Source organism: Streptomyces spectabilis (genome assembly GCF_008704795.1).
In the GTDB taxonomy this organism is placed as follows: Bacteria; Actinomycetota; Actinomycetes; order Streptomycetales; family Streptomycetaceae; genus Streptomyces; species Streptomyces spectabilis.
Genome location: NZ_CP023690.1, coordinates 8,731,321 through 8,744,519 on the forward strand (window position 1 = coordinate 8,731,321; position 13,199 = coordinate 8,744,519).

Genomic DNA, 13,199 nt, shown 5'->3' on the forward strand with positions numbered 1-13,199 from the left:
ATAACCACTGGCCCCAGGCGCCGTCGAGGGTCCGTGACCAGGAAGACATCGCCGCCTGGCGCGCCCTGTCAGCGGTTCTGAGGGCGGGCGTGCGCTTCCATCAGGGCTGCTGTGGACGGGGTCCGAGCTACCGCCCCCGCACGCCGTGCGAGGTCCGTGAGCGGCTCGCCCACGCCGCCCGGACGGGCGTTCCGCTCACGGTGCCGCCGGGACAGGCGTTCCGCTCACGGTGGCGCTCGTCTGCCCCGACCCCACGCACACCGACGTCACGCGGCGGGCAGGCCGAGGAGCGTACGCGCCACGGCGCCCGGCGACTCGTCGTGCTCACGGGCGAGGGCGATGACCGCCCGGCAGGCCAGTTCGTTCACTCCGAAGGACAGCGCTTCCGGCGAGACCCAGCCCGAGGCCTCGTCGATCCGCTCCTGGTCGTCCTCGGCACAGGCAGCCACATAGACGGCGGCCGCCTCGAAGAGGTTGTGGGTGCGCTTGTCGTCGCCCGGCGCCGTGTCCACCCTCCAGAGCTTGCGGATCCAGTCGAACATTCAGGTCACCTTCCCCCGCGCGGGTCCCGCTACTGGATGCTCATCCTTCGTATCTCAAAGTAAAGTTGAAGGCTCGGCGGCAGAAGGGGAACCGTGCGGTGAAGCGCTACGAGCGGCTCCAGCAGATCCGGTGCCTCGACCCGGAGAAGGACTACCTGGAGATCTACCGACTGTCCGCGACCTACGAGTTCCCCTGGGACCACGCACGCGCGCTGGAGCTCGCGCTGTACCGCACCTACGCGGTGCCGAGCATCGGTGCCCTCCTGGCCGAGACGGCGGAGTTCAGCACCCGTACGCAGAAGCGGTACGACGACACGGCGCTGCTCCTGGACGCGATCGTCGAGCACGGCTTCGACAGCGACGAGGGGCACACGGCGATCCGCCGCATCAACCAGATGCATCGCAGCTACGACATCAGTAATGACGACATGCGCTACGTGCTGTGCACGTTCGTCGTGATGCCCAAGCGCTGGATCGACAGCTACGGATGGCGCAGGCTGTCGCGGCACGAGATGGCCGCGGCGGCGGCGTACTACCGCACTCTGGGCCAGCACATGGGCATCAAGGAGATCCCCGGTTCCTACGAAGAGTTCGCCCAGTGTCTCGACGCCTACGAAGAGGCCCACTTCGGATGGGACGAAGGGGCGCGCAGTGTCTCCGACGCGACCCTGGAGCTGATGGTCTCCTGGTATCCGCGCCCGCTGGCGCCCGTCCTGCGCAGGGCGACCCTGGCGCTGCTCGACGAGTCGCTCCTGCGGGCCTTCGACTACGCACAGCCGTCCGCCGCGACGCGTGCGCTGGCCCGGCGCGCGGTGCGGCTGCGCGGCCGTGCGGTCCGCCTCCTCCCGCCGCGCACGGCCCCGCGCTACGCACGGCAGAACTGGGAGGTCAAGGGCTACCCGGACGGCTACAGGATCGGCGAGCTCGGCACCCGGCCGGTGCCCGGCGTGCGCGGCTGTCCGGTGCGGCACGAGGAGGCGCCCGCCGCGGGCTCAGCCGAGTGACGCGAGGGTCTTGCGCAGCCAGGCGAGTTCGGCGCGGCTCGTGGCTCGCGCGATGGTGAGGATGCCCTGCCGGAACGGGTCGTCCAGTTCCTCCGCGCGCAGCGGCCGGTCGCCGTCGTAGAAGAAGCTGGCGGGCTCCTGGAGGAAGGTGAGACGCCGCCGCAACACCGCGGCCTGGGCGTCCGGGTCCTCCAGGTGCCGCAGGAAGGCGAGCACCGTGAACCAGCGGTTCTCGTCGGTGATGTCCCCCCGCTCAGGCTCGGCCAGACGGCGGTGCAGCTCGCTCCTGCCGTCCGCGGTGAGGCTCAGGACGTGGCGCGGCGCTGCCACGGCCCCGGGCTGGGTCTCGCGGGCCAGCAGCCCCGCCTTCTCGAGCCGCTTGATGGCCGGGTACAGCGTGCTCTCCGCGACCGGACGGACGTGCCCCGTCAGAGCGGTGATGCGCTTGCGCAGTTCGTAGCCGTGCAGCGGGCAGTCGTACAGGAATCCAAGGATGGCGAGCTCCAGCATGTCCGCATTCTGCCGCACTCGCGGAGTACATCGGGTCCGTAGTACTTCGGAGGCGATGTATTGTGCGACGAGGCGCCGGACGCAGAAGCGGAACCCGGCGCTCAACGACAAGCCGTGCTCAAACGGAACACCGTGCTCAAACGGAAAGCCGTGCCCGGCGGAGCTCGGCACTCAGCGGCACTCAGCAGTACTCAGCGGCACTCAAGGGGGAGCGGAACATGACGATCAGGAACGCGCGGTTCGACGCGGAGGGCAGTCTGATCCGGTGGACCGAGTTCGAGGGCGAAGGCCCCGCGCGGGTGTACGTGCACGGCCTCGGGGCGGCCTCGGCGCCCTACCACGCGCACATCGCCGCCCGGTCCGAACTGGCAGGGCGCAGATCGCTGTTCGTGGACCTGCCCGGTCACGGCCTGAGCGACCGCCCCAGCGGCTTCGGCTACACCCTGGAAGACCATGCGGACGCTGTCGCGGCGGCCCTGGACGAGGCGGAGGTGCGCGACGCGGAGATCGTCGCGCACAGCATGGGCGGCTCCGTGGCCATCGTGCTGGCCCACCGCAGGGCCGACCTGGTGGCACGCCTCGTCCTCACGGAGGCCAACCTCGACCCGTATCCGCCGAGGACCGCGGGCAGCAGCGGAATCGTGGGCTACGAAGAGGACGCTTTCGTCGCCGAGGGGTACGCGCGCGTACTGGAGAAGGTCGGCCCGGCATGGGCCGCGACCATGCGCCTCGTCGATCCGCGTGCCCTGCACCGCAGTGCCATGGGCCTCGCGCGCGGGACGCGGCCCACGATGCGCGCGACGCTGATGGCGCTCTCCGTGGAGCGCGTCTTCGTGCAGGGCGCGCTGAGCGGAGACGTCCCGGGCGGCGACGACCTGGAGGCGTCCGGCGTGCGGGTCGTCACCGTGCCCGATGCCGGGCACAACGTCATGCTGGACAACCCGCCCGCCTTCGCCGCGGTGCTCGCGGGACGCTCCTGAGTGACGTCCTCGTGCGCTCTGAGGTGCGTCAGTCCTGTCGTACGGCGAGGGCGAGGAAGCGGGCGTCCTCGTCGATGTACGACGTCAGCTGCCAGCCCGAACCGGCGAGGAGCGGGCCGAGGTTGTCCTCGGCGCGCAGGTCGTCCGGGGTGATCTGGCGGCCCTGGCGAGCGGCGAGGGCCGCGCGCCCCACGGGGTGGAACAGCGCCAGCAGGCCTCCCGGGCGCACCACCCGCGCCAGCTCCCGCAGGTTCTCGGCCGGGTCGGGCAGGTGCGCGACGAGGCCCGCGCCGAACACGGCGTCGAGCGTCTGCGCGCGTACGGGCAGCCGTGCCACGTCCGCGAGCAGGAGCCGGCCGCAGGACTGCCTGCCCGCCCGTACGGCGGCCTCCAGCATGGCCGGGGTGAGATCCACGCCCAGGACCGTCCCGGAGGGCCCCACGGCGTCCCTCAGCGCCGGCAGGGCGCGGCCCGTGCCGCAGCCGGCGTCGAGGACCCGGGCGCCCGGCCGCAGGCCGAGTGCGGCCACGGCGGCGCGGTAGGCGGGGCCGTCGTCGGGGAAGCGGCTGTCCCAGTCGGCGGCGCGTGCCGCGAAGAACTCCTGGACGCGTGTGTGGTCATCGGTCATGGGGCTCATGATTCCGCATGTCTCCGGAGGGGCCGGGTTGTACGCGGGCGAGGGCTACTCCCGCGCACGGGACCTACTTTGATCAGAAATGATCATGTTTGCTAAGGTCTGCGCCTTATGACGCCGCAGAAGCGTGACTACGCCAAACTCTGGTTCGCCTCCGGAACTTCAGCATTGGGAGACGGGGTCACCCTGGCCGCAGGCCCGCTGCTGATGGCGACCCTCACCGACGATCCCGCGCTCATCGCGGGTGCCGTCTTCGCGCAGCAACTCCCCTGGCTGATCTTCTCGCTCCTCAGCGGAGCCCTCGTCGACCGCGTGGACCGCCGGATCGTGGTGGCCGTCGTCGACGCGGTGCGGGGAGTCGTGATCGGGGGGCTGGCCCTCCTCGCCTGGGGCGACCTGCTGAGCGTTCCCGCCGTGTACGGCGCGGTCTTCCTCATGGGCCTCGGCTCGACGCTCGCGGACAACGCCAGCCAGGCCCTCGTACCGAGCGTGGTTCCCCCGGAAGACCTCGCCAAGGCCAACGCCTGGCTCTCGGGAGCCCGGATGCTGTGCAGCCAGTTCGCCGGGCCGCCCCTGGGCGGATGGCTCTTCGCCGCGGCGGCCGCGCTTCCGTTCGGCGTGGACGCCGCCACCTTCCTCCTCGCGGCCGGGCTCGTCTTCTCCATACGTCCGCGCACCGGCGACACGGAGCAGGCCGCGGAGCCGGGACCGGCCCGCTCGTCGATGCGGCGCGACATCGGCGAAGGCTTCCGCTGGCTGTGGAACCACCGCGCGCTGCGGCTGCTCGCCCTGGTCGTCGGCCTCATGAACATCACCTTCGGTGGCGCCTTCGCGGCATACGTGCTGTACGCGCGTGAACGTCTCGGACTGACCGAGGTCGGCTACGGGTTCCTCCTGTCGGCCACCGCGATCGGCGGTGTGGTCGGCACGCTGTCGGCCGCGCGCCTCGACGCCCGGTTCGGCGCCGCACCCCTGCTGCGGGCCGGGCTGCTCGTCGAGACGTGCTCCCACCTCGTGTTCGCGGTGACCCGGTCCCCGTGGGTGGCGGCCGTCACCCTGGTCGTCTTCGGCGCCCACGCGACCGTCTGGGGAGTCGTCGCGGACACCTATCGCCAGCGGGCCGCACCGGCCGGGCTGCTCGGCCGGGTCAACAGCGTCCATCTGCTGTTCAGCATGGGCGGACTGGCCCTCGGCTCGCTGATCGGCGGTGTCGTCGCCAGGACGTTCGGCATCGTCGCGCCGTTCTGGGTGGGATTCGGGGCCATGGCCGTGGTCGTCGTCCTCGCCTGGGGAGCCATGACGCCGTCCGTGTTCGCGTCCCGGGCGGCGGGGGAGGAGCCCGCACCGCCGAAGGCCCCCGTCCCGTCCTGAGCGTGCAGGGCCTGTCCTGAACGCTCAGGGGCTGTCCTGAACGTCCGATGCCCGTCCTGAACGTCCGGGCTCCCGTCCGGACGTTCAGGCTCAGGAATCCCGCGCCAACTCCTGCGGCCGCACGGGCTGCTCCACCGGATCGCCCCAGCTCTGGGGCGACCCGAAGTGCCGTTCCACCCACGCGGGGTCGTACACGGAGTCGAGATAGCGCTCGCCCTGGTCGGGGGCGAGCGCCACGGCGGTGAGGGCGGGCGCGTCCCCGCGCGCGGCGAGCCAGCGCAGCGCGCCGCTGACCACCGTGCCCGTCGAACCACCGAACAGGAAGCCGTGCCGCGCCATCGCGTGACAGCTGTTGACGGTGTCCCTCTCGGGCACCATCACCACGTCGTCCACCAGGCTCGCGTCGAGCAGCGGAGGCCGCACGCCCGCGCCGAGACCCGGAATCATCCGGGGCAGCGCGGGACCGCCGAAGGTCACGGAGCCGACGCTGTCGACGGCCACGATCGTCACGGGCCTGCTCCGCTCCCGGAAGTAGCGGGCGCAGCCCATCAGCGTGCCGCCGGTGCCCGCCCCCACGAAGAGGACGTCGAGCTCCGGGAACTCGGCCGCGATGGCGGGCGCCGTACTGCGGTAGTGCGCCCGCCAGTTGTTCGGGTTCGCGTACTGGTTCAGCCAGACGTACCGCGCGTCCTCCTCGCACATCCGGTGCACCAGGTCGATCCGCGCGCCCAGCAGACCGCGGCTCTCGTCCGCCTGCGTGACCACGCGCACCTCGGCGCCGAACGACTCCATCAGCCGTCGGCTCGCGCGGTTGCACCGGGAGTCCGTGACGCAGACGAAGCCGTAGCCCCGGTGCGCCGCGATCATGCTCAGCGCGATGCCGAGGTTGCCCGAGGACGACTCGACGATCACGGACCCAGGGGTGAGAACACCGTCCCGCTCGGCCGCGCGCACCATCTCCAGAGCTGCCTTGAGCTTGATGGAGCCCGCGAGGTTGAAGCCCTCGCACTTGAGGTGGAGCGGCACCCCGAAGACCGATGCGAGATTCACGAACACGTCATCCGCGTTGATCTCGTAGGGGGCTGAGACAACCGGCACTTCATCACCCCTTTCGTTCGGGCGCCGATCAGGCGCCGGTACGTCCGTAGCGGTCGAGCTCGTGGAAGAAGCCGTCCACGACGCCGAGCCGTCCCGCCTCGCGCAGCCGGTCGTGGACGTGCCTGCCGAGAGCGATGTCGAGGACGCCCAGGCCGAACGGGGAGAAGATCACCGGCCGGTCCGTCGGCACCTGGGCCCGGCCCTCCAGGACGTCGTACAGCGTGCCGTCGATGAAGTCCCGGTTGCCCGTCCGCTGTTCGGTCAGGTGGACGGAGGTGTCGGCCTTCAGGCAGTGCTCCACGTCGTCGACGAAGTTCGCCGATGCCAGGACCACGTCCGGGGCCACGTCCCGCAGCGACACGTTCAGCACGAGCGGGTTGTGCGCGAACCACGCCGGGTCGTGGACGTGCGGGCTCGCCGCGACGGTGGCGAAGACCACCAGGTCGCTGTCCCGGATCACGTCCTCGGCGGTACGCCCGACGACGACCCGGGCGTCGCCCGGGCGGCCGTTCAGGTACTGCGCGAACGCCCCCGCGTGGTCCTCGGACAGGTCGTGGACACCCACCTCGTCGAAGGTCCAGCCGGTGGCCTCGAAGTAGTGGTGGATGTAGCGGGCGATGAGCCCGGTGCCGATGAAGCCGATGCGACGCGGCCGCTCGCCCGGGCTGAGGCGCCCGGCGGCGAGGACCGCCGAAGCCGCCGTCCTGGAGGCGCTGATGATCGAGCTCTCCAGGCACGCGAACGGGTAGCCCGTGTCGTGGTCGTTGAGGATCAGGACCGCGGACGCGCGCGGGATGCCGGACGCGACGTTGTCGGGGAAGCTGGAGATCCACTTCAGGCCGTCCGTCGGCTGCTCGCCGCCCACGGACGCGGGCAGGGCGATGATCCGTGACGTGGGCCGGTCCGGGAACCGCAGGAAGTACGACGGGGGATTGACCGTGGAGTTCCGGCCGTGCAGCCGGTAGACCTCCTCGATCAGATCCACCACCTGCGTCTCGCCGCCGGTGAGCACCTGGGCGACCTGCTCGCCGGTGATCACGGCGAATGACGGCACGACGGGCTCGTGGGACAAGGCTGACTCCAACCGTGAGGATGCGTGACTTGGTGACTGCTGGGTGTGCGGCGGGGCGCGGGTGCAGGCCGCCGCGGCGCTCGGGAGCGCGCCCCGGGAGCGGGGCCGCGCCGGATCGTGAGCCGGAAGCGCCGCGCAGGGGGCAGGGAGGCGCCTCCGGCCCGTGGCGCCCCGCTGTCAGGACTGCGCCGCGGCCCGGAAACGCCCCGGTGTCAGGACTGCGCCGCGCCGGGGAAGGCCGGAAGCGCCACGGGGTCACCGAGGACGACCGCGACCTCACGGCTCCCCTCGTACGGCTCCCGGCTGTGGGCCATCCGCAGATTGTCGACGATCATGAGGTCTCCGGCTCGCCACGGCTCGCGCAACGTGTGCTTCTCGTAGACCTCGTTGATGGCGAGCACAGTGGACTCGTCGATCGCCGCGCCGCTGCCGTAGCGGGTGTTGAAGGGCAGGCCGTCGTCGCCGAACTCGAACTTCAGGTACTCGCGGATCGCCGCGTCGAGCGTCCACTCGCTGAGGAACGAGACCTGGTTGAACCAGGCCCGCCGGCCCGACACCGGGTGGCGCAGGACGGCCGCGGAGCGCTGGCGCGTGCGCAGGCCGCCGTCGCCCGCCCAGCGGGTCTCGATGCCGCGGTCCGCGCAGTACGCGTCCACGGCCGCACGGTCCCCGGTGCCGAACGCCGCCGCGAGACTGATGCCGGTGAGGTCGGTGTAGTTGCGGTCGAGCAGCCACCCCTCGCTCCCGAACCGCTCCACGAGGTCGGCGGGCAGCGCCTCCAGCACCTCCTGGGAGTCCGCCACGGCCGTCACGCCGCCGGAGGACGGCGCCGTCAGACAGGCGAACATCAGGGTGCCCGGCACCTCGCGGGCGTAGCTCAGCTCGTGGTGCATGCACATCGGCTGCTCGGCGGGCCACTCGGACGACGAGTAGACGCCGTCCGCGAGGACGCTCCGCGCCGCGAAGCCCTCCCGCTCGGTCATCACCTCGTGCAGCAGCTCCCGGCTGATCCGACCGACCGTCTCCGCGTCCCGCAGGCCCAGGCCGCGGACCAGCAGGGCGCCGTGCTGGGCGACGGTCGCGTGCAGCCGCGCGCGGTGCTCGGCGGCCCAGGCGACGGGGTCGGACGGCGCGTCGGCGCCGAGGTCGAGCACGGCGGGCCGTCCCTCGGTCCTGACCACGTCGAACGGGGCGTCGGCGGCGGGCCTCGGCGTCGGTGCCATGGTGTGCTCGGATCCTTCGTCTCGCTGGTCGTCCCGGGGGGCGGACGGGGCCGTGGCATCGGCTTCCGGGGAGGGGGAGGCGGGCGCGGCGGAGCGGTCCTCCGCCGTGCCAAGGAGGGCGGCCAGAGCGGCGAGCGTGGGGTGCTCGCGCACGTCCCGCAGGGTGAAGGCCCGCTCGGCCTTCACGACGAGCCGGATCGCCGAGAGGGAGGTCCCGCCCAGGGCGAAGAAGTCGCTCTCGCGGCCGATCCTCTCGACGGGCACCCGCAGCACCTCGGCCCACGCCTCGGCCATCCGGCGTTCCTCGTCGGTGCGCGGCGCGTCCTGGGTCTCCTGCTCGGCGGACGCGAGGAGCTCCTGGGCGAGCGCCCGCAGGGCCCGCTTGTCGGTCTTGCCGTTCGACGTCAGCGGCAGCGCGTCCAGAAGCACGACCCTGCGCGGCACCATGTACACCGGAAGGCTCTGCGCCAGCCCGTCGAGCAGCTCTTCGGAGGGCAGCTCGGAGCCGGTCCGGAAGCCGACGAGCTCACGGTCCCCTTCGCCGTTGTCGACGACCACGACGGCGCCGTCCCGGACTCCGGGAAGCCGCAGCAACTGGTTCTCGATCTCACCGATCTCGATGCGGAAGCCCCGGATCTTGATCTGCGCGTCACGTCGGCCGAGGAACTCGAGCGAGCCGTCCGGCAGCCAGCGCCCGAAGTCACCCGAGCGGTACAGCCGATGGCCCGGGCGGTGCGGGTCCTCGCCGAACGCCTGCTCCGTACGCACGGGATCGTTGACGTAGCCGCGACCCACGCACACCCCGGAGAAGACGATCTCACCGGGGGCGCCGAGGGGGACCGGGCGCAGGTCGTCGTCGACTACGTAGACCGTCACGTTGCGCACCGGCGGCCCGAGCGGCACGGAGTCGCGCTCGGGGACCGCGGTCAGCACCGCGTGGTTGGTGTCGTCCGACGTCTCGGTGAGCCCGTACGCGTTCACCAGGGCGATGGCGGGGAACCGTGCGAACCAGCGCACGGTCAGTTCCTTCTTGAGCGCCTCGCCCGTGACCGACACACAGCGCAGCCGGGACAGCCGCCCGGGAGCGTCCTCGAGCCGGGACAGCAGGACCTCCAGATACGACGGCACGATCTGGAGCACGGTGACCCCGCCCCGCTCCACCGTCTCCAGGAAGCGGTCGACGTCGAGGATGGCGTCCTGCTCGACGATCAGGGTGCGTCCGCCGACCACGAGCGCGGAGACGAGCTGCCACAGGGAGATGTCGAAGGACTGCGGCGCGGTCTGCGCCACGACCTGCCCCTCGTCGATGCCCAGGTCGTCGATCTTCGCGTACAGGTGGTTGACGAACCCCTCGTGCTCGCACATGGCCCCCTTGGGTTCGCCGGTGGAGCCCGAGGTGAAGTACAGGTAGGCCAGTTGGCCGGGGGCGACCTGGACCCCGGGGTTGTGCTCGGAGCGGCCTTCGGCGAGGGCGGCGGCGACGGTCAGCACGTCCAGGTCCGCGGCGGCGGCCCGCGCCAGCTGCCCGGAGCCGCCCTCCTCGGTCAGGGCGAGGCGGCAGCCGCTGCGCTCCAGCATCCGGGCCATCCGCTCCGCCGGGAGGCCCGGCTCGACGGGCAGGTAGGCGGCTCCGGCCTTGAAGATGCCGATCACCGCTGCCTGCCAGTCGAGGTGACGCTCGGTCACGACGGCCACGACCGCTTCCGGGCCGAGGTCCCTGGCGAGCAGCGCGTGCGCGATGCGGTTGGCCTTCGCGTTCAGCTCGCCATAGGTGTGGCTTTCGCTCCCGTGCACGGCGGCGATGTCGTCCGGCCGCAGCGCCGCCTGTTCCTCGAACAGTTCGTGGAAGCGGCGGTCGGGCAGTTCGCGCGCGGGCCCGGCCATGTCGTGGAGCTGGCGGCGGAGCTCGTCGTCGGAGAGCAGGACGCGGCTGCGGCACGGCGCGTCGGGCGCGGCGGCCATGTGCTCCCAGGCCGTCACGTAGTACCCCGCGATGCGCTCGGCCGCCTCGGCGTCCAGGACGTCGAGGCGGTAGCGCAGACGCAGCGTCGGCCCTTCGGGGCCGTTCCGCAGGGCGACGGTCAGGGCGGCGTCGGGGCTCTGGTGCGGCTGCCCGGGGCCGAGGTCGAGGACGGTCTCGAAGGCGCCGCCCGCGGTGTCCTGCGCGGCGCGTGCGGCCGTGGTCAGGAGCTTCCGCCAGCTTCCGTCGTCCAGGGTGAGCGTGCATGCCCGGACATCGACCGGTGCGGCGGCGGAGGTCGGGGCGACGTACCCCGTCACGAAGGCCTGTTCACCGCTGAGCGCGCCGAGGACCGCGGTGTGCGCGGCGAGCGCCGCCGCCTCCCAGGGCGCGGCGGAACGGCGGGCCAGGAGGCGGACGCGAGCGGCCAGGCGCACGGGGACCGTCCGGGTCAGCTCCGCGTGTCCGGGTCGGGCACTGGTCGGCGGCACCCAACGAGGTATCAGCCGCTGCGGTGCTCCAGTGATCGTCATCGCTCTCTCCTGTGGGGCCGGAAGCCGAGGGGAGGGGTGAACGGCGCATCGAAATCCGGTTGACGGAAAGCAGCTTGACGCCCCGTGGAACGGCTACGAATGTCGGGCCCGTGCCCGATCCCCCTGAACTACTCGTAGTCGAAGACGGTCAAACGTTACCTCACCGGTCTGGACCGTCGGGAGGGTGTTCGCGAGGGCGTTCCGGACCGCATCGAGGATGCCGCCGAGAGCCCGTTCCTGAGGGCGTTCCGCCCTTGCTCGACAGGGAACTGACGGCGCGTCCGGTACGGCTGGACGCGACGGCCAATGAATTTTGTCCAGATCGGGTCTTCATGACAGTGTCGTGAGGGCGCGACCGATGGCGGACGTCAACAGGACGCAGACGTCTTGATGTTGCCTGACGGCATCGGTGAGTAATCTCACAGGGCCTTGGATCGGTGCTGACCTGCAGGCAAGATCTGCACGCGGTCGGCGGTAGGTGCCGAGGCCGCGAAAACGGGCAAACGGGGGAAGTGTGATGGGTTTCAGCGATTCGGCGTGTACGACGACATCGACTGTCGGAAAGGGAGTCGCCGCGCAATGGGCAGTGTCCCGTTGAGTAAGGCGCCCCATCGGGACGGCCGTCCGAACAGGTGCTGTCCCGGCACTTTCCGTATCTCCCAGGCTTATTGAAGAAACCTTGGCACATGCTTAGCGAAAACGTTGCCCCGGCCGACCGCTGGTTCCGGCGGATCACCACGTGGGGCGGAAGCCCGCGGGCCCGCCTCATTTGCTTTCCCCATGCCGGCGGCACCGCTAGCTACTTCCGTGGCTGGTCCCGCCTCGTCCCGTCCGACATCGAAGTACTGGCGGTCCGCTATCCCGGCAGGGAAGACCGCCTCATGGACCCCTTCGCGGAGTCCATGGAGGAACTGGCCGACGACGTCTTGTCCGCCGTTCGGCCGCTGCTCGACAGACCGGTGGCGTTCTTCGGGCACAGCATGGGGGCGTCCGTCGCCTACGAGGTCGCGGCGCGGCTGCACGCGACGGCGCGACCGCACGCGGAACGCGCCCCGCTCCACGGAACCGCACCCATGGCGCTCTTCCTCTCCGGCCGCGCGGGCCCCGGTCACGAGCGCACGCGGAATCTGGGCGAGGCCGACGACCAGGAACTGATGGACGAAGTCATCGGCATGGGCGGCACCCAGGCGCATGCCTTCGCCGATCCGGAACTCCGTGATCTGGTCCTTCCCGTCATCCGCTCGGACTTCCGCCTGGTGGAGCGCTACGGGAGGAAGAGCCCCGGCAGCCGCGCCCTGAACATCCCCGTCCACGCCTACTACGGTGACGACGACACCTATCTCGACGCGCAGGCGATCGAGGCGTGGGCGGCCGTGACGAGCGGCCCGTTCGCCGCGCGGAGCTTCACCGGCGGCCACTTCTACCTGGCGCGGCACGCCGAGGAACTCGTCGGCGACGTCGTCGGCAGCCTCCGGCCCCTCCTGGACAGACGGGTGCGCTGACCCGCCGCCGCCAACCGGTCGCGAGCTCGTACGGCACCACTGCGCCGCCCCGCACGGCGTCGGAGCGGCCCGCTGACGCACGCGCCTCGGCCTCTTCGGCATGCCGCGGCCGGTGTTCGGGGGATTCGGATCGCCGGATCGTCGGCGCACCGGGAATGCCGTACGAGATCTCAGGCAAGCCGTTGTCAAGTCCCCAGTAGGACCCGCGAGTTCCCCTCTACGCCCGCATCAAGACGCGCACGAGCCCGCGCAAGTCGGGTGCAAGCCCCACCCGAGATCCACACAAGATCCCACCCGAGATCCCAGTCAAGTTCCCACGCAAGAGGAGAAACCGATGAGCAACCCGTTCGAAGACGCCGACGGCACGTACGTCGTTCTCGTCAACGACGAGGGCCAGCACTCGCTCTGGCCCACTTTCGCCGACGTTCCGGCTGGCTGGACCAAGGTGTTCGGTGAAGCCGGGCGCACCGAGTGCCTCGAGTTCGTCGAGCAGTCCTGGACCGATATGCGTCCGGCAAGCCTGATCTCCGCCATGGAAGCCGGAGTTGAAGCCAAGGCCTGACGCAGGTCAGTCCTTTCGATACTTTCCGGGTGCCGGTTCCCGATTCCCCGGCAACCCGTCTTCTCGTGACCGTCGGCGTCCAGGAGCGGCCGGCCCGTGTACCGGGCCGCGCCGACTTCCGGCGTGTCACAGGAATGCCCGGACGGCCGCATGTGGACTGCCCGCCGCCCGCAGAACTCTTTGAATAGATCAATTAAGGGGTATTGGT

The 13,199-nt window shown here is 71.1% G+C and carries 11 protein-coding genes; 5 read left to right on the forward strand and 6 right to left on the reverse strand.

From position 1 onward, the window contains the following. Positions 1–266: 266 nt before the first annotated feature. A complete protein-coding gene (locus CP982_RS37150; protein ID WP_150514490.1) occupies positions 267–542 on the reverse strand; it encodes a hypothetical protein in 276 nt (91 codons plus the stop codon). A gap of 98 nt (positions 543–640) precedes the next feature. Here CP982_RS37150 and CP982_RS37155 point away from each other — a divergent pair, with 98 nt between their 5' ends. Then, positions 641–1,546 carry an oxygenase MpaB family protein gene (locus CP982_RS37155; protein WP_150514491.1) on the forward strand — a complete coding sequence of 302 codons (906 nt, stop codon included), beginning with the start codon at positions 641–643 and terminating at the stop codon, positions 1,544–1,546. Here the strand turns inward: CP982_RS37155 and CP982_RS37160 are convergent. Further along, a complete protein-coding gene (locus CP982_RS37160; protein WP_150514492.1) occupies positions 1,535–2,056 on the reverse strand; it encodes a PadR family transcriptional regulator in 522 nt (173 codons plus the stop codon). The genes CP982_RS37155 and CP982_RS37160 overlap by 12 nt on opposite strands. Positions 2,057–2,280: 224 nt before the next feature. Between CP982_RS37160 and CP982_RS37165 the strand changes: the two genes are divergently transcribed. Beyond that, positions 2,281–3,036 (forward strand): alpha/beta fold hydrolase, encoded by a 756-nt coding sequence (locus tag CP982_RS37165; RefSeq protein WP_150515920.1) that lies wholly within the window; start codon positions 2,281–2,283, stop codon positions 3,034–3,036. A gap of 28 nt (positions 3,037–3,064) precedes the next feature. On the opposite strand, the gene CP982_RS37170 is transcribed toward CP982_RS37165, so the two are convergent. Further along, positions 3,065–3,664 carry a class I SAM-dependent methyltransferase gene (locus CP982_RS37170; protein ID WP_150514493.1) on the reverse strand — a complete coding sequence of 200 codons (600 nt, stop codon included), beginning with the start codon at positions 3,662–3,664 and terminating at the stop codon, positions 3,065–3,067. Between the two features lie 117 nt (positions 3,665–3,781). On the opposite strand from CP982_RS37170, the gene CP982_RS37175 reads away from it, so the two are divergent. Further along, positions 3,782–5,041 carry an MFS transporter gene (locus CP982_RS37175; protein ID WP_150514494.1) on the forward strand — a complete coding sequence of 420 codons (1,260 nt, stop codon included), beginning with the start codon at positions 3,782–3,784 and terminating at the stop codon, positions 5,039–5,041. A gap of 90 nt (positions 5,042–5,131) precedes the next feature. Here CP982_RS37175 and sbnA read toward each other — a convergent pair whose 3' ends face one another. From sbnA to CP982_RS37190, 3 genes are all read right to left on the reverse strand, one after another. Next, on the reverse strand, positions 5,132–6,139 hold the full coding sequence (sbnA, locus tag CP982_RS37180) for a 2,3-diaminopropionate biosynthesis protein SbnA (protein WP_150514495.1): 1,008 nt from the start codon (positions 6,137–6,139) through the stop codon (positions 5,132–5,134). Positions 6,140–6,167: 28 nt separating this feature from the next. Further along, positions 6,168–7,211, reverse strand: coding sequence for a 2,3-diaminopropionate biosynthesis protein SbnB (gene sbnB, locus CP982_RS37185; RefSeq protein WP_150514496.1), 1,044 nt, complete (start codon positions 7,209–7,211; stop codon positions 6,168–6,170). A 212-nt stretch (positions 7,212–7,423) separates the two neighbouring features. Beyond that, on the reverse strand, positions 7,424–10,927 hold the full coding sequence (locus CP982_RS37190) for a non-ribosomal peptide synthetase (protein ID WP_150514497.1): 3,504 nt from the start codon (positions 10,925–10,927) through the stop codon (positions 7,424–7,426). A 686-nt stretch (positions 10,928–11,613) separates the two neighbouring features. Here CP982_RS37190 and CP982_RS37195 point away from each other — a divergent pair. Further along, positions 11,614–12,429, forward strand: coding sequence for a thioesterase II family protein (locus CP982_RS37195; RefSeq protein ID WP_150514498.1), 816 nt, complete (start codon positions 11,614–11,616; stop codon positions 12,427–12,429). Positions 12,430–12,763: 334 nt separating this feature from the next. Next, the gene (locus tag CP982_RS37200) at positions 12,764–12,991 is read left to right on the forward strand and encodes an MbtH family protein (RefSeq protein ID WP_150514499.1); all 228 of its coding nucleotides are present in this window, start codon (positions 12,764–12,766) and stop codon (positions 12,989–12,991) included. The last annotated feature ends 208 nt before the right edge of the window (positions 12,992–13,199 follow it).